Below are 21,759 nucleotides of genomic sequence, written 5' to 3' on the forward strand. Positions count from 1 at the left end.
TCAGCGCGTGGATTTGGACAGCCCAAGTCGTATTCGGACAAGTGTGCGTGGTGCGGATCACACTCGATTGACTCGCTCAGTGACTCTGCATTAACTCTGAGCTTTCTGTGTGAATTCTGTGACGGAGGGTGGGCTCCGTGATGCGGGGGGTGCGGTCTGTGTTGGGTCTGCGTGCGCGAAGAACGCGCGGGGTGTTACTGGGGGGTGTGGCCGCCTCGCTGGTGCTGTCGGCACTGCCAATGTTGCCGGCGAGGGCTGCGGCGCAGTCAACAGCCGCTGCGGCCACGGCGAGTGTGTTGGACGAGGCGACCGCGCTGGCGCAGGCGGCATCCTCCGGCGAGCCCGTGGAGGTGATGGCGGACCGTACGGAGTACTCCACAACGCACGCCAATCCGGACGGAACGTTCCTTCTCACCCAGTCCTCAACACCGCAACGCGTCCACCAATGGGACGGCAGTTGGGGGCCGGTCGACCCTGTCCTGGAGCGCCGGCCTGACGGCCGGATCGCCCCCAAAGGCGCTGTGGTCGACCTGTCGTTCTCTGGCGGTGGTTCCGGCTCTGACATGCTGCGGATGGGCAAGGACGGCCGGTCGATCACCCTTGGTTGGACTGACGCGCTGCCTGAGCCGACCCTGAAGGACGCAACAGCCACCTATGCCAACGTGTTGGACGGGGTGGATCTGCAGCTGACCGCGACCGCCGAGGGGTACCGCGAGGTACTCGTCGTGAAGACACCGGAAGCAGCCGGCAATCCTGAGCTCGAGCAGGTCAAGCTCACCGCATCCGGAGACGGTCTAGCCGTGGTACCGGGCGCCGGCGGCGGGCTGCGGGCCATTGACGAGGACGGCAACGCCCTCTTCCGTGGGCCGGCTGGCCAGATGTGGGACTCCGCCGGTGATGACACCGAGTCCGGCCCGCAGCCCCAGCTCATGGTGGCCGACGTGCAGACTGCCGTGAACGAGCCCGAGGACAACGATCCTGCGCAGCCCGGTAATGGGGACGCCAGCGCGGTCCTGCCCGTCAAGGTCGACAACAACACCGTCGCCGTACACCCCGACCTCGACCTGCTGCGCGGCAAGGACACCGTCTACCCGGTGTTCATCGATCCTTCGGTCGGCCTGGGAGCCCAGGAGCGCACGAAGATCTCCTCCGACGGTGACAAGTTCTGGATGTTCGACGGCGACAAGGGCGTCGGCAAATGCGGAACGGCTGATGGTTATTCATGCGGATCCGGCTACATCGACCGCATGTACTTCGAGTTCGCACCGACGAAGCTCTCCGGCAAGCACGTGCTTGACGCCACCTTCCGTGCCCGCGAGACGTGGTCGTACAACTGCACGCCCTACTGGGTGGACCTCGAGCGCACCGACAACATCTCCGAAGGCACCAGGTGGCCGGGCCCCAAGCAACTGGACCAGATGGGCGACCGGTACGTCGCCGCCGGGCGCGGTGACCTGTGTACGCCCGATCAGCCCGACGCCTGGATCGAGTTCAACGACAACCCCGATGAGGCGGACGAGAACCTGAAGAACACCGTCCGCTCCTTCGCGGACGGCAAGATCAGCCGCCTGACACTGATGCTGCGGGCCAAGGACGAGAGCGAACCGCGCGCATGGAAGCGCTTCGACGACAGTGCTGAGCTGCAAGTCATCTATGCTTACAAGCCGGGCACGCCGTCGGACGTTGGTCTCATCCCCGGTGATGGCACCACCGACTACTGCAAGAAGTCCTCGAGCGACCCGCTGATCGTCACCCGCAAGGATCCGATCGTGCAGGCCCGCGTTCAGACGCGGGTCGAGTCCAACAAAGGCGACCAGGAAGGCTCTCTGCAGGCCGAGTACGTTGTGGAACGCGGCGACGATGCGGCTTGGCACCGAGTGTGGACTGGCCACGCGCCCGATACCGGCTGGCACCCGGACGGCACGCTGGAAAAACTCCGGATGAGTGACCGCGCGGAGGGCGGCCTGTACCGCTACAAGGCCCGCACCCAATCCCACTGGTCCTACAGCGGCAAATCCGGCGACCTGTTCTCCGGCTACAGCTCCTGGTGCTACTTCAAGATCGACTCGACGGCGCCGAAGCCGCCCCGCATCACTGCCGGCTCTCCGTACACCGCATGCGCGGCGAACGTCTGTGAAGGGAAGGGAGGGCCGGGCGTGCCCGGCTCCTTCACCTTCCAGCCCAACACCGCCGACATCAACTCCAGCGGCAAGACCGACGTCACAGGCTATGAGTGGAAGTTGCTGTCCACTCCCGCTAAACCCGTAGCTGGCACCCTCAAAGTCACTGTCCCCAACGTGACCCCGCCCCTGTCGGGCACTCAGGTGCTATCGGTACGCGCCAAGGACGTCTACAACCGGTGGGGCGCCTACCAGGAGTTCACCTTCAAGGTAGCCACGGCCGAGGCAGCCGTGGGCCGCTGGCACCTGAACGGAGTTCCAGGCTCGGGCACCGTTACCGCCAAGGACACCGCCACCGTCGGCACCCGACATGACGCCACACTGGTCGGTGAGCAAGGGACCGGCTGGTCGACCAGGGCCCGTCGCGGAGAGGCAGACTACGCGCTGCGCCTGAACGACGACACCAGCGACCCGGCTCAGCAAACCGGCTACGCAGCCACGTCCGCCCCTGCGGTCAACACCCGAGACTCCTTCACCGTGTCCGCCTGGGTACAGCTGTCCAACACCTCCGCCAACCGGGCGGTACTGTCCGCGCCGGGAACCAACGGCAGTTCCTTCACGCTCTACTACTCCGCCGCGTACAAGAAGTGGGTCTTCAACCGCGCCGACAAAGACACAGCAAGCCCGGTGTACATCCGCTCAATGTCCGACCAGGAAAACCCGCCGCTCAACGTGTGGACACACGTGACGGGCGTCTTCAAGACCGAAGGCGATGACAACCTCCCGGACACTGACCCCGCCAACGACACCATCCAGCTGTTCATCAACGGCCAGCCCCAAGGCCAGCCGGTCGGCCTGTCCAAGGCCGCACCCACCTACACTCCTTGGACTGCAAGCGGGGGATTGCAGTTTGGGCGCTCCAAGGCGGGCGGCAGGTACGTCGACCACCACTTCGGTCTGCTCGACGAAGCCGCAGTGTGGCAGCGAGCCCTGCAGCCGGCTGAGGTCGCCAACGAAGCCAGGGTGCTGCAAGACGGCGTGCCGGCCAACGAACTGGTCGCACACTGGGACGCCACCACCGCAAAGGGCACTCAGGTTGCCGAGACCACGGCCTATTCGCTCTCGGCCATGACCCTGTCCGCCTCCGGCGCCACGCTGAACGAGGAAGACAACGCGCTGTTCCTGAACGGCACAGCCGGGTACGCCGCCGCAACCGGTCCGGTGGTCGACGAGACCGGCTCGTTCACCGTGTCTGCGAGCGTCCGCCTCGATTCCGCTGCCCTCAACGCCAAGCCGGTCGGCTACCAGGCGCAGGTGGCCGCCCAGCGCCTGAACTCAGAGTCCTCATGGGCTCTGTGGGTCACGAAGCCCGGCGACGGCATCTACCAGTGGAAGTTCACCCGCACCGCAGTGGGACCGGACGGCAAGGTCACCCAGAGCGCACAGGTGCCCGCAGCAGACGTGGCCGCCACCGACACCTGGGTCCAGATCACAGGCACCTTCGACGCCCAGGAAACCTGGGAGTGGACCGATGCGACCGACGGCACCACCGAAGTCCGCTACGGCCAACTTCACCTCTACGTAGGTGAATTCGACCAACCCTCAGAACAAGCAGCTGGCTTCACTACCCCGCAGCAGGGCAGTGGTGAGCTGAGCCTCGGCCGCGGGACCGCCTCAAGCAAAACGGGCAACTATCTGCCGGGCGGCCTGCAGGACCTGAGGGTCTGGACCGGAGCTATGACCGCCGACCAGGTCCGCTCTCAGGTGCTGGACACGCCCGACACCACCTGAGACCTGCCCCGAGCCAGATCTGCCGGTACTGGGTGGCCAGCCGCGCGAGCGCGCCCGACCCCAGCACCGGCAGGCCGGATCCGCTTTCCCTCCTTCTTTCCACCGTCTCAGCGGCCCGCGTCCGGCGCGCCGCCCCGGCGCCGTACAGGAAGACACCACATGAAATCCCTCGGCATACCCGGCTCTGGCCCGGGCCGCAGGAGCGGGACCACCAGACGCTGGTCCCGCCGCCTGGCCGCCGCCACCGGACTGGCCATGCTCCCCGGCCTGCTCACACCCGTAGCATTCGGCGCTGAGCCCGATCCCCTGGGCGCTCCCCGCCTGCAAAAGCCCCGCTCGGCCAAGGTCAGCCCGTTCACCGCGAAGGTGAACAAGAAGGCCGCCGCCACGGTGAAAAAGTCCGAAGAAGCGGACCAGACAGCGATCGCCCGCGCACACCGTGACCGGTCGAAGCGGACTACGTGGCCCAAGGCCGGCAAAGCATTGATGAACCTGCCGGCCAAGGGCACCGCCAAAGCCACCCCCGGGTCCCTGCCCATCACCCTGACTGTCCCGGGCAAGAACCAGACGGCTGAGCCCGTCACGGTTGAGGTCCTCGGCCAAAAGACGGCGGCGAAGCTCGGTGTCAAGGGCGTCGCCCTGAAACTTACGGGCCCCAAGAACGGCGGCAAGACGCGGCTGGGCCTGGACTACTCGGCCTTCGCCTCCGCCTACGGAGGCGACTGGGCCGGCCGCCTGCAACTGACGCGTCTGCCCGGCTGTTCGCTGACGGATCCGGCATCGGCGAAATGCCGCAAACGCCTCACACTCGATTCAACCAATGATCGCTCCAAGAGCCAGGTATCGGCGCCTATCAACCTGCCGTCCTCGGGCACGCCGGTGATGCTGGCGCTGGCGGCCGGGACTCAGTCCGGAGCCGGCGACTACAAGGCAACCCCGCTGTCGGCCTCCTCGACCTGGGAAGCGGGCGGCTCGTCGGGCACGTTCACTTGGTCCTACCCGTTGCGGGTGCCGCCGGCCGCGGCCGGGCCCCAGCCGGACCTGTCCATCTCGTACGACTCCGGCGCCGTCGACGGACGCACCGCGAGCACCAACAACCAAGGCAGCCAGATCGGCGAGGGCTTCGACCTGACCTCGTCCTACATCGAGCGCAAGTACGGCTCCTGTGACGACGACGGCCAGGACGACAAGTTCGACCTGTGCTGGAAGTACGACAACGCCTCCCTCGTCCTCAACGGCCAGGCCACCGAGTTGGTCAAGGACGACACCACCGGCAAATGGCGGCTGAAGAACGACGATGCCTCCACCGTCACCCGCTCCACCGACGCCGACAACGGTGACGACAACGGCGAGTACTGGACGGTCATCACCGGCGACGGCACCAAGTACGTCTTCGGCCTGAACAAACTCGAGGGCGCCGGAACCGACGACCGCACCCGGTCGGTGTGGACTGTACCCGTCTTCGGCGACGACGAAGGCGAGCCCGGCTACGCAGACGGCACCAGCTTCTCCGGCCGCGCCAAGCCCCAGGCCTGGCGGTGGAACCTCGACTACGTCGAAGACACACACGACAACGCCATGTCCTACTGGTACACAGCCGAACACAACAACTACGACAAACTCGGCAACGACAACACTGGCACCGACTACGTCCGCGGTGGCTACCTCAAGGAGATCCGCTACGGCCAGCGTGCCGGCGCCTTGTTCTCTGGCTCTCCCGTCGCTTCGAACAAGGTGGTCCTCAACTACGCGGAACGCTGCCTCGCCTCCGGCACCGGTTGTGACTCGCTGACTGAGGACAAGCGGGACAACTGGCCAGATGTGCCGTTCGACGCGGTCTGCAAGGACGACGACAAGTGCACCGGCAATACCGGCCCGACGTTCTTCACCCGCAAGCGGCTGAGCACCGTCACCACCTATGCGTGGAATGCGGCGGCCACGACTCCCGCCTTCGACCCGGTGGACGTCTGGTCTCTGAAGCAGAACTACCTGGACCCGGGTGACACCGGTGATTCGACGGATCAGTCGCTGTGGCTGGACGAGATTAAGCACACCGGCAAGCGTGGCGCCGACCTGTCGTTGGACCCCGTCAAGTTCACGCACGAGATGCGGGCCAACCGGGTCGACGGAACTGACGACATCCTGCCCTTGCACAAGCCACGTCTGAAGAGTGTCACCTCCGAGGCCGGCGCGAAGACTATCGTCACCTACCTAGACGCCGACTGCGTCGCCGGCCAGACCATGCCGAAGGCCGACCGGAACATCAAGCGCTGCTACCCGGTGTACTGGTCTCCCAACGGCGAGAAGGACCCCATTCTCGACTGGTTCCAGAAGTACCCGGTGAGCTCGGTGCAGACCGTCGATGAGCGCGGCGGCTCGGAGGCGCTAGAGGACACCTACCAGTACAGCGGCGGCGGCGCCTGGCACTACGACGAGGACCCGCTCACCCCGGCCAAGGAGCGCACCTGGTCCGTCTGGCGCGGCTTTGAGAAAGTCATCCACCTCGCCGGCATTTCGACGGGAACCCAGAGCAAGACGGTCACCGTGTACCTACGCGGCATGCAAGGCGACCGCGTCCTGGGACCGGACGGCAAGACACCCGATTCAGACGCCCGCAAGACGGCAGAAGTCACCGGCATTAAGGCTGGCAAGATCACCGACTCCGACCAGTACGCGGGTTTCACCCGCGAGACGGTCACCTACAATGGCGCCGCCGAAGTCGCCGGCACGATCAACGATCCCTGGTCAAAGCGGACGGCAACCCAGCACAAGTCGTACGCGGACATCGAGGCGTACTACGTCCGCACCGGCGCCACCCATTCCAGCACCAACATCACCAGCAAGCTCGACCCATACGACCGGGTGCGCACGGTGAAGACCACCTTCGACGACTACGGCATGGCCGCCACCGTCGAAGACCAAGGCGACACCGCGGCTCCCGGCGATGAGAAGTGCACCCGCACCTGGTACGCCCGCAACGACGCCAAGGGCATCAACTCCCTGGCATCGCGCACCCGGACAGTGGCCAAGCCCTGCTCCACGGCCGAGTCGGCACTCGACTTGCCGGCGGACTCCAGCCGCCCCGGCGACGTCATCGCCGACACCGCCACCGTCTACGACGACGCGACAGCCACCGTCTGGTCGGCCGCCCAGACACCCACTAAGGGAGACCCGACCTGGACCGGACGGGCCAAGGGCTACGGCAGTGACGATGCGCCCGCCTGGCAGAAGGTGGCCACCTCGACCTTCGACACGCTCGGCCGCCCGCTGATCGTCAAGAACACCAACGGCCTGCAGGTCTCCAGGACCACCTACACGCCGACCGCAACCGGCCCTCTGACCACGACCGCTGCCGAAGACGCCAAGCTGTACAAGACGACGACCACCGTCGACTTCGCCACAGGCACGCCACGGAAGGTGACCGACCCCAACAACAAAATCACAGAGACCGAGTACGACAGCCTCGGGCGCCTGACCAAAGTCTGGCTGCCGAACCGCCTCAAGGCACTGAACAAGACGCCGAACCAGGTCCACGCCTACAACGTCACCAGCTCCGCAATGTCCTGGGTATCCACCGGGACCTTGAAGGGCGACGGCTCCGGCTACAACACCAGCTATACCTTCTACGACTCACTGCTGCGCACCCGCCAGACCCAGTCCCCGACCCCGCAGGGCGGTCGGCTCGTCTCGCTGAAGCTATACGACACCAGGGGCCTGGAGGTTAGCCAGCAATCAGATATCTGGGACAGTAGTTCAGCCCCCGCTCCCATGCCGGTGGAAATCTCCGCGGGTCAGGCGCCGATTCAGACGGACACCACGTACGACGGCGCTGGCCGCCCGATCAAGGCGGTCACCAAGGCTCACGGCGTTACGCGCTGGACGACGACTACGTCCCACTCCGGTGACACGGTCAGCACCAGCGCCCCCAACGGCGGCCAGGCCACCGCAGTGGTGACCAACGCCCTGGGCCAGACGACCGAACGCCGTGAGTACGGCGGCCCGCAGCCGACGGGGACCGACTTCACCAAGACCGCACTCACCTACACCCCGGCAGGCCAGCAGGACACCATCACGGGCCCTGACCAAGCTAAGTGGTCCTACACCTACGACCTGTTCGGCCGGCAGGTCACGGCCACTGACCCGGACAAGGGCAAGAGCGCCACCGAGTACAACGCCCTCGACCAGGTCGTCAGCACCACGCCGAACGCCGACACGAACAAGAAGCTGCTCTACGACTACGACGATCTCGGCCGCAAGACGGGCATGTGGCAGGTCGCCAAGACGGACAGCAACAAGCTCGCAGCCTGGACGTTCGACACCCTCGCCAAAGGTCAGCAGGACGCCGCGGTCCGCTACGACGGCGGCTTGGCCGGCAAGGCGTACACCCAGAAGGTCACCGCCTACGACAACCTCTACCAGGTCACCGGCAGCCAGCTGCTTCTGCCCGACACCGAACCGCTGGTGACGGCAGGCGTCCCGAAAACCATGTCATTCAGCACGGGCTTTAATCTGGACGGGACGACCAGCCAGTACGCCTCGCCCGCGATCGGTGGACTGCCCACCGAGACGGTCTCTTACGAGTACGACTCGACCGGCCACCAGATCAGCTCCAAGGGCACCACCGGCTACCTCCAAGGCGCGACGTTCTCCCCGCAAGGCGATCTCGGCCAACTCGCTCTCGGCATGGACCCCGCTGACTCGTCGAAGAAGGCGTACCTCAACTGGTCCTATGAGCCGGGCACCCGGCGACTCAGCAGCGCCTACGTCACCGATGACGTACACGGCTACATGCCGCAGGAGTTGAAATTCACCCGGGACGACGCCGGTAACGTCACGTCGATCTTCGACGGCACCACCCAGGGCGGAACGACCAAGACGGACTTCCAGTGCTTCGCCTACGACGGCCACAGACGTATGGCCGAAGCCTGGACACCGAAGACGGCCGACTGTGCGGCAACGGGGCGCGTGACGTCCAACATCGACGGCTCTGCCCCCTATTGGACCTCGTACACCTACAGCGCAGCGGGGCAACGCAAGACTGAGACCAAGCACACCTCAACAGGTGACCACACCACCAACTACACCTACGACACGACGAAGGACAACAAGCCACACACACTGGACGTCACCACTGGCGCCCGGGCCAGCAGCTACACCTACGACATCAGTGGCAACACAACGTCCCGCCCCGGCCCCACGGCGCAGCAGACACTGGCCTGGAGCGCCGAAGGCAAAGTGACCAAACTCACCGAAAGCGCGAAGGAGACCACCTACCTCTACGACGCGTCCGGCGAACTGCTGCTCCGTAGGGCCAAGGGCGACGGTGACACCGTCCTCTATCTGCCCGGCGGGAATGAGGTCCGCCTAACCGTCAAGGGCACAACGAAGATCCTCTCCGGAGCCCGCTACTACACCGCCAACGCCCAGACCATCGCGGTGCGCACGGCGGTCTCGGGTACCTCCGGCACGAAGCTCAACTTCCTGGCCGCAGATCACCACGGCACGTCGAGCGTCGCCCTGGACGCGACCACGTATGCGGTCACCAAGCGCTACAGCACCCCCTTCGGTGACACGCGGGGCACGAAGGCGAGCACCTGGCCTGATGACAAAGCCTTCTTGGGCAAGCCAGCCGACGGAGGAACCGGTCTTACCCACATTGGCGCCCGCGAGTACGACCCATCAGTCGGCCAGTTCATCAGCGTCGACCCGCTACTCACACTCGATCAACATCAGTCCCTCAACGGATACGCCTACGCCAACCAGCATCCGGCCACGAGCAGCGACCCGACTGGTCTGTGTGATGACCCGGTAGGGAACGGACATTGTCGGCCAGGGAAGATCGGCAAAGAAGCAGTAGACCCCGCCTACCCCCCAAACCTCAACCCGCCGGCATCTACGGGGCGAAACGGCGGGACGGCCAAGACCAAGAGTACTGGTCAGTCGATGTACAACTACAGCACGGGCGAAACGCTGGCGTGTGCTTACGGTCACTGCATCGGCCATGTCGATTCCACGGACACTGAACTTAATTTCGGCAACTATCTTTCAAGTCTCCTGTCTAATGGAGACTTCTGGTCTGGACTCATCGAGACCGCCGGCGGGGCATTTGGGACCGCCGGAGGCGGCGTACTTTTTGTCTCTGGAGTCGTCGAATGCGGAGTCGGCGTCCTGTGTGCAGCCGGAGTTCCTTCCATGGCTGGCGGCGGCGGACTCGTCGTTGCCGGAGGGGGGATGATCGATTCCGGTTCGGATAAACTGGGACAAGCGTTCCGTGAAGCCGATGGCGCCAAGGGGGGGCGAGCGGCGCAGGAACACGGTGACGCCTACGAAGGATTCCTTCACGAGAAGCTTGGCGGCGGCGGAGGTTTTTCTGAGAAGGGTCGCCAGTTCGATGGTGCCTACGTAGACCCAACGACCGGACGAGGCACATGGTATGAGGCGAAATCGGGTAAGTTCTTCGAGAACACCCTGAAAGACCCTAAGCGCCTGAGCAAGTTCTATTCCACCGAGGGGCAGAAGTCCGGGATAGCTCAGGAGGCCGGCATCGACTACAAGGTGATATCTGAGAATCCCATACCCGCTCAGATTACGAACTGGCTCAACAAGAAGGGAATCCCGTGGGAAGTAATCTCAAGATAGCCGAACCGGCGGAGGAGGTGAGATCATGAGTCGATCGGTTGATATCGACTTCACCTTCAACGGATCCATTGATGCTCCGACTTTCGTGCGAGCCCTATTGGGGGGTGGCCTGAGAGCATCAAGAGACGGGAAGGTGACATACCTCATCGATGAGGACGGTATGTTCGACTGGGGAAACGCGCCCAGTTCTCATCTGAATGAGATCTTGTCGAGGATGGAGAAAAGCAGTTCAGCGGGTCGAACCGTGGGAATCACGCTTCTCTTCACCGGTGAACACGGAGGTGATTTCCTGATTCACCCGGATCGAACTTCTGCTTCTTTCGTGATCGGAATCAACCCCAAACCTCTCGCGGGCTCCCAGAAGTTCTGTGACCTTGGCTGGTACCTGGCGCAACTGGTCCCAGTGTTTGAGCCTCTAGGTTTGTCGGACATTGAGGCGCGTGACTCGGTGTAAGGGGAACGTGCTTAGTTCTTGGTGAGGGCTCAGGAGGAATGTCCTGCCCTGAGCCCTCGCTGTAATTCCATAGGAACATCCGGCGGGAGCGTTGCGCTGGGCGGTGATTTAAGCGCACCGGCATATAATTCCGCCGGGGAAACTGCAGCTTGCTCCCCGCCAGGGTCACTTCCTGCTTCGCCCTCTGGACTGTGTCGGTTGCAGGTGCGCTGTGGCGGCCGGTTGGTGCTGCGTGGTCTGCTTTGCCTGTTGGAACGCGCGGCGTCCCGTGACCTCCCGGTCGTACAGCTGCGGGTACTTCTCGGCGATCGTGGCGCGCAGGGTCTTCTCGGCGCGGGCGTCGGCGGCCTGGGCGCGGTGACTGGCGGCGTAGGCCCGGAACTCGCCTGCCCTGCGGGTGGCGCGGCCGACGTCGTCGCGGTCCCGCTTGTCCATGCTGTGGCCGCGCTGCTCGGCTTCGGAGCGCATCTCCACGAGCCGCTCGGCGACCTTCTCCACGTGGTCGGGCACCGGTGTGCTCGCCACACCGAAGCTCTCGGCGAAGCGGCTCTGCCGCACCACGTCTCATGCCTCGGCCAGGGCCTGCCGGGCGTCCTGCCTCGCGTCGGCCTCCATCTGGAGGTACCCGGCGCGCTCCCTGGACAGGTGCCCGGTCAGCTCGCGGTACTCCTTCAGCGACGTCCCCGCCAGGCGCAGTGCGATGCGGCTCTTGCCCTCGCTCTCGGCCCCAGGGGAGTAATTGGCCCCCTTTCATCCGTACGAAGCCGGGGACGTTCATGTGTACACCGACAGTTCCTGCCCGTGCCGTGGGTGTTCACGGGATCCGGGCGCAGCAATCCGCGCCACTGTGGAGGCATCCTTCCACCGGCAGATACGGCATCTGCACGGCGCCAGGGCAGGCGTCGGGCGCCACCACCACGCCGGACCACCTTCAGGACCGGGCCGCATCTGGCGCCGTGCCCGTTGGCCTGTGTCGTTCTGGCCGACGTCCTGCAGGCGGGACATGAACCTCAGGAACGCGCACGGCAGCTGGCGTGCACTGGTGAACGGGTACGTCGCGGGAAAAGGCCGGTGAGCAGGACCAGAACCTGCTCACCGGCCACCGACGTCCTCCTGCCCTGCTCGGGTCACTTCTTCCCGCGAGGAGTGCGCCAACGCCAGAACTGGTCGGTCCAGGGGCCGAACTGTTCTACCTCCAGCGTCGTCTCGCCTTCCTGTCGGCCTTCCTTGGGACAGATGACCAGCTGGTTGTCCAGCATGGAGGCGATCACGAAGTCAGCTTGCGCGGTGTCCGGGGAGATCAGACGCCAGCACTGGGCGGGTGCTCCCGCCCCGCTGGGGTGCGTGTAGGTGACGGCAGTGTTCGCCGAGGGCTTCGACAGCGTGATGTACCGGTCGTACTTGCGGTTCCTGATCTGCACGACCCGGTCCTGGCCGTTAACCGGCTCGAAGACCCACTGCACATTCTCCTCTTCCTCGGATGCGGCGCCGTAGCGCCACAACCGCAACTCAACATCCTCGTTCTTGCGGAACATCGGGGTGATGTAGAGGCCACTGACGCTGTGCTGGATCAGCTGTGGAACCTTCTCCGGGATCATCTTGTTGACCATGAAGCGGCCCTCCTTCGCTGGTAACTGGTGATCACGAAGGGTATCCGCCCGGCCACCTTCAGGAGTCGGCTGCCGCCCGGAAGATCGTTTCTCCATCAGGGACGAACACCCGCTCGGCCGAGTGTCCAAAGCCTGCAACAGGCCATCGCCGATCCGGCACGGGCTGACGCAGGTGTACCAGCCGGCCTCTGATGACCGGCGTCTGCCCAGCCTGCGAGCAGACACGGGCCCATCGCACTGAGCGGCCGGAGAAAGACGGGGTCTGTCAGGGCGCGGGTGTGTAGGTGACGGTCTGGTCGGGGCAGGCACTTGGCTCGCCACCACCGGCGGCAACGACAAGAGCGTGCGGATCTGGAATGTCGCCCAAGGAGCCAATACGGCGACCGGAGAAGCGACACAACTCGGCTCGGCGGCTGCTCACGTCGCGGGCACGTTTGCAACTCCCGCATGGCGCGCTCGCTGGTGTTGGGCGAAGATCGCTTGGTTTCGTGCAGGTCCTGGGCGCGGCGGTGGACCGGGCCGGTGCGGTAGTCGTCCCACTAGTGCTGTATCTGCGCATCAGGTGAGCAGCCCGCCGCTTCGCCGCCCGCGCGTTCATCCAGTGGTACCGCGACCCGAAGGCTCGCTCGCCTGCCACGGCAAGTTCGTAATCAGCCCCCCAATCACATGAGTACACCTCCCCTTCGGTTCGCACCAGACCTTCTGCCTGATCGGCAAGAGGCCGGACTGCGCTCGGCGCGCATCAGGAACGACGCTCCGGGGCGATCTGCGGGGATACCGCCGATCGCCCTTCCACTGTCTCACCACACGACGGTGCCCAGCCGGAGCGAATCGTCTATGGACGGTTGCTGCGGGGCGCTGCTTACGGCGTTGGCAGCGGCGCGGTCAGCCTAATCATCATGTCGTGGCAAGGTCACTGACCTGCGAGTAGATCGCAAGATGCCCCCACCCAAGGCGGGGCCATCTGCATGCCAGGGCAGGACGACAGCAGCGCCTTGGGGCACGACTCAGCGCCCCGATCCTCGAACCCCCGAGACACCGATGTGCGCGTCGATGATGCTGGCTACAGGAGGCGTTCCAGACAGATGAAGGCGATGCCGATTGCTCCGGTGCCGATGCCGTAGCAGGCGCCGCGCAGCATGTGGGACAGGGCGATGCGTCGGCGGCGGGCGATCCGCTGCCGGAGCGTGGTGCGTCGTTTCCTGCCTGCGCGGGGTGGGTGGTCGTTAGGCTGCATGGCAGACGTCCTTTTCTGAAGCGGCGTTGTGTGGGGAGTCCGCCTGGCCGTGGCCTCGGAACCGGTGGCCTGGGCGGGGCTCCCCTTTTTGCTGTGCTGGATGACCTGGTCAGCGTCCTGCGGTGAACTCCTCCAGGCGGGCGACCAGCTGGCGGTCGGGCCGGGCGACGATGACGGAGCAGTCAGGCGTGCGTGCGGCGAGCCGGTCGACTTCGCTCTCCAGGCGGCCGCTGGGAGCGAGTGCGCGGGATCCGTTGTGGCGTACGTACCGGGCGACGATTTCCAGGCCCTCGAGGAAGGCGGCGTCGGGCGGGGTGGTGTCGGCCATGGAGTGGGTGAGCTGGTGGAACCAGTGCCACGCTGCGCGGGTCTCGCCGAGGGCCAGGTGGTGCAGGTGCAGGCAGTAGGCGGCGGCGCGGCTGCCGGCGCCGGCGGCGAGCTGCCACCAGAACTGGGCGGATTCCTGGTGGCCTGTCAGGTACAGCAGGCAGGCGAAGACGAGCGCGCCGTCGAGGTCCATCTGCTCTTCGGTTAGTGGTCCGCGTCCCGGGCCGTCGGCGATCTTGTCGACGTGGGCGGCGGCGTCCGGCTCGTTCAGCAGCCACCGGCACACCACCTCCAGGCGCTGTCCGGCCTGGGCGGCGCGGGCGGTCTCCACGGTGGGTGTCCGGCGGGAGGCGTCGGCTGCCAGCCGCCGCAGGGCGGCGGCGACATCGAAACGCTTGGTGCTGGAGACGGGAATCTGCGCTTCGTTCAGCAGGGTGTCGATGGCGGTGGTCACGGTCATTCCCCCTTCTGCTTGTGCTTGGGCTTCTTGCGGTCGTCGGGCAGTCCGAGTTTCACGCGCAGACGCTCCTTGCCGCGGCGCAGGTGATGACCGACGGTGCGCTCGTCGATTCCCATGAACCAGGCGACCCTCGAGGTGGGGTAGCCCAGCAGGTAACGCAGGACGATCACCTCGAACTGCCGGTTGGGGAGCTCCGCGATCGCCTCGTACAGGCCGGTCGTGGACTGCATCCTCTCCAGCCGGTCCTTGGTCGCGGCCAGCGCCTGCGCGATAGGGCCGTTGATGATGAAGGCCGGCGCACGCCCCTCGGACTCCAGGCGGTCGCGTACGGCCCGCCGCACGATCGCCCACGCGCCCTGCTCCACGTGGCCGGAGCCCAGCAGCTCCGTCCAGCCGGCGTGGATCTCCAGAAAGACCTCGTGTATGACCTCTTCCGCGGCCGCGCGGGTACCGAAGTGGACTTCCGCATACGCGTGGAAGGCCTCCTGGTGCGCCAGGTAGAACGCCTCGAAGTCGATCGGCAGGTCCAGCGGCACGTACATGGACTGGGACAACCCGAGGCCGTGCTCCTGCGCGGAGGGTTCCTGTGCGTCGTCGTGACTCACGAACGCCTCCCGTCGGCAGGGGACATGAGCGAGTTCCTCTCCATTGAGGGGTGTGGGACCCGGCGCCAACTCGCATGCGCCGACGGGCCGTTGGGCCTGCCTCCTACCTAAGTGATTCACGGGCCCGATCACTCATGCCGTCCCGCAGAAAATCACCGACCGCACCCACCCGACAGCCCTGTGCAACATTCAATAAGCGCTGCTAGTTACGCTAAGTAGCGCCCTGACCAGGCATAACCCCGCTGCACGAGACTGCGAACACTCCTCCGCATGCCGAACGTGTTCTGCGTCACACACCGTGTTCCACCCGGCGCACGCCAGCTCTACACCAGCGCACCCACCACGGTGGGCGCCGTATCGATCTCCTACGCAACGCTCTGCCTGAGCGTGCCGTCGTTGCCTTCGCCGCCACGCCTGCCCGCAGGAAAGGCGTGGCGGCCTGCCCTCCCTGCGGAGCTGCCCCAGGGCCGGGGGGCTGCACAGCCCCCCGACCCGGTCCGTCCTCACGTGATGAGCGGAACGACGACGGCCAGCAGCGCGATCCACAGCGACATGATGCTGAAGGCCACCATGCTGCCCCAGCCGATCGCCTTGTCCACCGGGGCACCGAGCAGACGAGAGATGCCGTACCCGATGAGACCGGCGAGGGCAGAGAAGAGGATGCCCATACCGAGTACGAGCATCAGGAACATGAGCAGGCGGCTGGTCACGCGGCACCTCGCTGGGTGCGGCGGCGGGTGCCGGCCTTGATGTGGAGCTGCTCGGGGATCCAGATGCGCCGCTCTCGGGCCGCGTCGTACAGCGCCTTACGGAAGCGGGTCTTGCGCATGCGGACAGCGGCGTGGGTGATGTTCAGCTCGTCGGCGATGTCGGTGTCGTTGTAGCCCTCGATGGTCAGGCTGATGACCGCCCGGGTGACGGCGGGCTGCTCGGCCAGGATGTCCGCGAAGTTGGTGCTGAGTACCGCAGCTTCGGTCTCGGAGACGGAGCCCGCCGCCAGGAGCCGACCGAAGAGCCTCGGGTTCTCGCGCGCGGTCTCCTCGGCGCCGTCGTACAGCGCGTGCAGCTCCGCCCACCGCTGGCGGTTCTTCGCCCATGTCGTGTACACCCGGCGGAACTCCCAGATGCACTGGCCCACAAAGTACGTGGTCAGGCAGCTGGCCCCCCGGCCCCCCTTGTAGTCGGGGTTCCAGCCGCCCTCGACCAGAGCCTTGCGCCTGAACGACTTCAGCGCCCGCATCAGCACATCGACGAGGATCTCGTCGCGGGCCACGGGACTGGAACGCAGCAGAGCCATGTCGTCGGGGTGAACCCAGAAGGGCAGGCCCCGCTCCTGACACCACTTCAGCGCGATCCGGGGAAGCCGGCCCTCACGGAGCATGCCCCGCAGGATCGGCCAGGCCTCCCGGCACAGGTCGTTCTCGAACACCTTGTAGGCCAGCCCGTCGAAGCCGCTCTCGGCCAGTTCGTCGACCCGAGCGGCATCGCGCTGAATCCGGACCGTCCGGTTGCCGGGCAGGTCCGCATCGACGGCCTCCACGACCTGATGCACCGCACGCATGTAAATTCCTCCGTCTTGGACCGCCCTGACCCCTCGACCACCGCCCTTGTCGCGCGCGTAGGGATTCACAGGCAGTCGCCTGGTTGTACTGCGTGATGTGCGGTGCGGAGATGTGAATGTCACACACCGATCCAAAGTTTTTTCGGCGGCAGCTTTTTGACTGCTGCACATTGCTGCTGGCGCCCCAATTGACACGGCAGATGCGTCCTTCAGCGATGCAGGACAGGCACTGAAACGGACCGGCGGCCGATCATCTACGACTCCCTGCGCGGCTGTCCGTGGGTCAGACCGGGAGGCCCGGCACGGGGCTAGCCGTTCTGACGGGCTGCGTGCCGGTCACGGAAATCTGTCCACAGGGAGATCGTTTTAGCGTCCGTGTCCGGCGTGGGTGTCCGCTTCTCGCGGCACCGTTGCGCCCCGCACAACCGGTACGAAGGGCGCTCAACGGCATGGCACAGACAAAGTTCGACAAGCAGCTGGAGGAGTCCGCCGACTCCCTCGTACGCGGGATCGGCCGGGTCCTGGCGGGCCGGGACCTGGACGGCGTGAAGCGGACCGACGCCACGTTCTGGCGCTCGGGCACCCGCGTCCTGCCGAAGGTGGAGGGTAAGGTCCGGCGCCGCTCCTACAAGCCCGGGTGGCGACGCCTGTCCTTCCGCCTGGCGCTGGGCGCCGGCGTCTGGGAGATCGGCTACCTGGCCACCCAAGACCTGGACGCCACCGTGCAGAACACCCAGGAGCTGTGGGACAACCGGGAGCAGGTCCTGGCGACGCTGGAGAGCGGCGGCATCGGCGGGGCCTGCGTGCTGACCGTGGGCACCGCGGCGTACATGGCGCTGACCCGCGAGCGCCGGGAGCTGATGCGCGAGTGGGTCGGTCCGCTGCACGACGCGATCCACCGGCCGCTCGGGCTGGCGGAGCAGACCGACCCGCGCCGCTACCTCCACATCCCGAAGAACTTCTCCGACGACGACGCGGAGATACGCATCGACCTGCCCCGTCATCTGGGCTTCTCCCGCGACGTCGTCACCGACCTCATCACCCAGAAGCTCGCCCTGGAGGGCGTGACGTTCGACTGGCACCCTGAGGGTCGCAAGCCATACGTGCGGGTGAAGAAGACCCGCAAGCCCCCGGCGAAGGCCCTCTTCAAGGACCCCAAGGTCCGCGAGCTGGTGTCCAAGGCCCCGGAGTCCGCGCCCATCATCGGGCTCGGCTCCGCAGGCCGGATCGTCTCCGTCGACCTGGACGCCGACTCCCCGCACATCCTGGTCAACGCCTCCACCGGCGGCGGCAAGTCGGCCACCCTGCGCTGCATCGCCTGCCAGATGCTCCACCACGGCTCGCTCGTCTACATCCTCGACACCAAACGCATCTCCCACCCGTGGGCCCACGGCATCGACGGCGTCACCTACTGCCGCGACATCGCCGACATCCACGACCAGCTCATCGAGCTCGGGCAGCTAGGCCGGCTGCGCACCCGGATCGCCGACGAACTCGGCATCGACGCCGACCCGAAAGCCATCGGCCCCAGGGTGCTGATCCTCCTCGAAGAGATCAACGCCACCATGAAGCAGCTGGCCCGCTACTGGGAGAAGATCCGCGAGTCCGGCGACCCGAAGGTCTCCCCGGCCGTCGACGCCCTCAACGAGATCCTCTACATGGGCCGCCAGCTGCGCATGCACGTGCTCCTGGTCGCCCAGTCCGCCACCGCCCGCGCCCTCGGTGGGCCCGAGGTCCGCGAGCAGTTCGCCACCCGCATCCTCGCCCGCTACAGCGTCAACGCCTGGCGCATGCTCGCCCCCGAGGTCCACCCGGCGCCGAAGTCCACCAAGCACCACGGCCGCGCCCAGGTCGTCATCGGCGGCACCGCGCGCGAGACGCAGATGCTGTTCTTCACCGAGGCCGAAGCCCGCGAGTGGGCCACTACAGGCAGGTCGGCAACAGCGGCCGGGAAGCTCCCCGCAGTCCCCGCGCAGCCCGCCCCAGCCGAGCTCCAGAAGGCCGCTGAAGGGCCGCAGGCCACCGGCCCGGACGACCAGATGCCGACCCCGTCCACGAAGCCGGAGACGCCCGCACACGCCGCTCTCCCCGCCCAGCAGGACGACGACGCCGACCCGCCCGGCACCACCGCGGCGACGTCGCCGGCGACCCCGGTCGGGGACGTCGACGACCAGACGGTGGGGCTGCGCCAGGCCGCCGAACACCACCTGCCCTACACCCTCGCCGCGCTGCGCTACGCCCGCGCCAACGACCCGTCCTTCCCGAAGCCGGTCGACAAGCGCGGCGCCGAACTCCTCTACCGCGTCGGCGACCTCAAGCGCTGGGCACGCAACCGGCCCCGCGCCGCCACCGGCACCACAGATCTCGACTGAACGGCCCTGTCCGCTCCAGCCGACACGACCCCTCGCCCTGGAGAACACCCGGTTCACCAGGCACAGCACAGAAAAGGAACCCCCGGCCATGTGGAAGATCGCCAAGAAGAGCACCCTCCCGCAACTGGTGCGCCTCACCGACTCCACCGTGCGCGAGCAGCTGGAGGCGCTGCCCGCCTCCAAGGCCCTCATCGGCCTCGGCAGCAACGGACGGCCGGTCTGTGTCGACCTGGACACCGAATCGCCGCACGTCCTGGTCTGCTCCGCCGCGGGCGGCGGCACCTCGACCGTCCTGCGCACCCTGTCCGCCCAACTCCTGCGCCATGGCGGGCACGTCCTGGTCCTCGACACCAAGCGCATCTCCAAGCCATGGGCGCGAGCCCTGCCGACGGCGACGTACCGCAGCGACATCGACGGCATCCACGACGCCCTGATCGGCCTCCGCGACGAACTGAAGCGCCGCATCAGCCACGTCAACGAACACGGGAACACCGACAACCTGCCCCGGCTGACGGTCGTGTTCGAGGCCGCCGGCCACACCCTGCGGCAGCTGGCCCGCCACTGGGACACGGTCCGCCAGGAAGGCGACCCAAGGACGTCCCCGGCCGTCGACGCGTACGAGGAACTTCTCTTCGCGGGGCGCGAAGCCCGCATCCACGTCCTCGCCGGCGCCCAGAGCTACAACCCCGCACTGGGACACGAACAGTTCTCCACCGTCCTCCTGGGACGGGTCACTACCCGCACCTGGAGCCAGGCGGCCCCCCAGATCGCCACCGTCCCGAAGGCCAGCGCCCACCGGGGCCGCTTCCGCACCGTGCAGGGCCTCACCGCCCACCCCACGCAGGTCCTGCTCATGACCGACGCCGAAGCCGCCGCATGGGCCGCCGCCACGGAGGCCGAAGAGGACTGATGCCGAACCGGCCGGACCGGGCGCCGTCCGGCCGACACGCACCCTCGCCGCGAGAACCACCCGGTTCACCAGCCACAGAACAGAAACGGACCACCGCACCATGACGAACGCCACCGCACTCCCGACGGTGCTGCACTTCACCGACCCCGGCCTGCGCGAGCAGCTGGAGGCACTGCCCGCCTCGGCAGCGCTGATCGGCATCGGCACCGACGGAACGGCGATCGCCGTCGACATCGACAACGCGCCGCACATCCTGGTCTGCACCGACACCGGCGGCGGCAGCACCACCATCCTGCGCACCCTCGCCGCCCAGTTCCTCCACCAGGGCGCCCACGCCCTGGTCCTCGACGCCACGCGCATCTCCCACCTGTGGGCGAAGGAGCTCCCGACGGTGACACACCGCGGCAACGTCGCGGGCATCCACGACGCCCTGGTCGGCCTCGACCTCGAGCTGAAGCGCCGCATCGACCTCGAAGGCGATCGCGATGACGCGCCGCGCCTGATAGTCGTCTTCGACGAGGCCGACAACACCCTGCGGCACCTCACCCGCTACTGGGAGACCTTCCGGCAGAAGGACGACCCGAAGAAGTCCCCGGCCATCACCGCGCTTGAGGACGTCCTGCACGAGGGACGCCAGGCCCGCATCCACATCCTCTACAACGGCCGTGCCGCCGGCCGCGCCCTCGCCCCCGCCGCCCGCGACCAGTTCGCGGCCGTCATCCTCGCCCGGGTCAGCACCGGCATCTGGCAGCGGCTTGCCCCGATAGACGACCCCACCCCGAAGACCAGCGCCCACCCGGGCCGCGTCCACGTCGTCCAGGACGGCGACGCCCACCCGACGCAGGCCCTGCTCATGACCGACGCCGAAGCCGCCGACTAGCTCACCGCCACGGCGGCCGGGAAGATCTGACCGCGTCCGCACACACCACGGGCCCCGGGGGAGACGACCTCCCCGGGGCCCGGTGTATGGAGTCGTGCTGGTCAACGACGGCGCGACGCTGGCGTCACGCAGGGCCCGCGACCTTCGCCGTGCCCAAGTAGCCCTGTATGCACGGTGGATGAGCGCGGATACCCTGCCGGGCATGGGTGGTCTTGATGACGCGATCAGGGCGTCTCGCTCCAAGGCGAACATGTGGGAGAACAGCGAGCGCCAGCGGGAGGAACGAGAACGCAAGGAACGAGCCGAGGCTCAGCAGTTGTTAGCCGAGGCAGCTGTACGGCTGCGACCGTTCGGCAGCGAGACCTTCGTCCGGGTCAAGCCCGTGATGATGTTCGGGGACTACACCGGTCCCGACGGGCAGCGCTATCGCCGGGTGTCGCAGCAGCGGTGCTGGCGGATCGTCCGCATATCCGGACGCCGTGAGGTCGACGGAGAACTGAGCAACGTGTGGATGGACTCTCCCATCCTGCTTCTGGAGGACGGCAGCGCCGGCCGCTTCTGGCTCGATCCCGAGCTGCGGCCCGCTCGGGAGGGAGAGTACGTGTCGTCGACCGACCCGGACCCGCTCAGCAAGCGCTCCTTCATCGACCCGCGCGGCGGTTTCGTTGACGAGCTCAAGCGGTACCTGGCCGACGCCATCGTCCGCTATGAGCGCGGGGACCGCTGAAGCCCCTGCCGGGCGGGCCCGGTGGTCTGCCCCGGAGAGCATCAGGCCGACGGCGGGTAGTCCGGG

14 protein-coding genes are annotated in these 21,759 nt (G+C 66.6%); 7 read left to right on the forward strand and 7 right to left on the reverse strand.

The features are described 5' to 3' along the window. The first annotated feature begins 239 nt into the window (after positions 1–239). From ADK65_RS25615 to ADK65_RS38665, 3 genes are all read left to right on the forward strand, one after another. On the forward strand, positions 240–3,911 hold the full coding sequence (locus ADK65_RS25615) for a LamG domain-containing protein (RefSeq protein ID WP_199825706.1): 3,672 nt from the start codon (positions 240–242) through the stop codon (positions 3,909–3,911). 159 nt (positions 3,912–4,070) lie between these two features. Next, a complete protein-coding gene (locus ADK65_RS25620) occupies positions 4,071–10,550 on the forward strand; it encodes an RHS repeat domain-containing protein (protein ID WP_234352954.1) in 6,480 nt (2,159 codons plus the stop codon). A gap of 25 nt (positions 10,551–10,575) precedes the next feature. Continuing rightward, positions 10,576–11,004 carry a hypothetical protein gene (locus tag ADK65_RS38665; RefSeq protein WP_159038829.1) on the forward strand — a complete coding sequence of 143 codons (429 nt, stop codon included), beginning with the start codon at positions 10,576–10,578 and terminating at the stop codon, positions 11,002–11,004. A gap of 165 nt (positions 11,005–11,169) precedes the next feature. Here ADK65_RS38665 and ADK65_RS25625 read toward each other — a convergent pair whose 3' ends face one another. The 7 genes from ADK65_RS25625 to ADK65_RS25650 all read right to left on the reverse strand — a co-directional run bounded on the left by ADK65_RS25625 (position 11,170) and on the right by ADK65_RS25650 (position 16,804). After that, the gene (locus tag ADK65_RS25625; RefSeq protein ID WP_159038830.1) at positions 11,170–11,565 is read right to left on the reverse strand and encodes a hypothetical protein; all 396 of its coding nucleotides are present in this window, start codon (positions 11,563–11,565) and stop codon (positions 11,170–11,172) included. A 566-nt stretch (positions 11,566–12,131) separates the two neighbouring features. Further along, positions 12,132–12,614 carry an RICIN domain-containing protein gene (locus ADK65_RS25630; protein WP_053673036.1) on the reverse strand — a complete coding sequence of 161 codons (483 nt, stop codon included), beginning with the start codon at positions 12,612–12,614 and terminating at the stop codon, positions 12,132–12,134. A 1,063-nt stretch (positions 12,615–13,677) separates the two neighbouring features. Then, on the reverse strand, positions 13,678–13,851 hold the full coding sequence (locus ADK65_RS38965; protein ID WP_199825704.1) for a hypothetical protein: 174 nt from the start codon (positions 13,849–13,851) through the stop codon (positions 13,678–13,680). Between the two features lie 109 nt (positions 13,852–13,960). Next, the gene (locus ADK65_RS25635; RefSeq protein WP_053673038.1) at positions 13,961–14,638 is read right to left on the reverse strand and encodes a hypothetical protein; all 678 of its coding nucleotides are present in this window, start codon (positions 14,636–14,638) and stop codon (positions 13,961–13,963) included. Beyond that, positions 14,635–15,243 (reverse strand): RNA polymerase sigma factor, encoded by a 609-nt coding sequence (locus ADK65_RS25640; RefSeq protein WP_053673040.1) that lies wholly within the window; start codon positions 15,241–15,243, stop codon positions 14,635–14,637. The genes ADK65_RS25635 and ADK65_RS25640 overlap by 4 nt, the downstream gene beginning before the upstream one ends. 503 nt (positions 15,244–15,746) lie before the next feature. Next, positions 15,747–15,953 (reverse strand): hypothetical protein, encoded by a 207-nt coding sequence (locus ADK65_RS25645; RefSeq protein ID WP_053673042.1) that lies wholly within the window; start codon positions 15,951–15,953, stop codon positions 15,747–15,749. Next, complete coding sequence (locus ADK65_RS25650) at positions 15,950–16,804, reverse strand: hypothetical protein (RefSeq protein WP_053673044.1); 855 nt, start codon at positions 16,802–16,804, stop codon at positions 15,950–15,952. The genes ADK65_RS25645 and ADK65_RS25650 overlap by 4 nt, the downstream gene beginning before the upstream one ends. Before the next feature lie 449 nt (positions 16,805–17,253). On the opposite strand from ADK65_RS25650, the gene ADK65_RS38970 reads away from it, so the two are divergent. The 4 genes from ADK65_RS38970 to ADK65_RS39360 all read left to right on the forward strand — a co-directional run bounded on the left by ADK65_RS38970 (position 17,254) and on the right by ADK65_RS39360 (position 21,693). Then, positions 17,254–19,176, forward strand: coding sequence for a pRL2-11 (locus ADK65_RS38970; RefSeq protein WP_053673046.1), 1,923 nt, complete (start codon positions 17,254–17,256; stop codon positions 19,174–19,176). Positions 19,177–19,264: 88 nt separating this feature from the next. Beyond that, the gene (locus tag ADK65_RS25660) at positions 19,265–20,086 is read left to right on the forward strand and encodes a hypothetical protein (RefSeq protein ID WP_053673048.1); all 822 of its coding nucleotides are present in this window, start codon (positions 19,265–19,267) and stop codon (positions 20,084–20,086) included. A gap of 100 nt (positions 20,087–20,186) precedes the next feature. Continuing rightward, the gene (locus tag ADK65_RS25665) at positions 20,187–20,966 is read left to right on the forward strand and encodes a hypothetical protein (protein ID WP_053673050.1); all 780 of its coding nucleotides are present in this window, start codon (positions 20,187–20,189) and stop codon (positions 20,964–20,966) included. Between the two features lie 202 nt (positions 20,967–21,168). Then, complete coding sequence (locus ADK65_RS39360; RefSeq protein WP_234352955.1) at positions 21,169–21,693, forward strand: hypothetical protein; 525 nt, start codon at positions 21,169–21,171, stop codon at positions 21,691–21,693. The last annotated feature ends 66 nt before the right edge of the window (positions 21,694–21,759 follow it).

This window comes from Streptomyces sp. NRRL B-1140 (assembly GCF_001280065.1).
GTDB lineage: Bacteria > Actinomycetota > Actinomycetes > Streptomycetales > Streptomycetaceae > Streptomyces.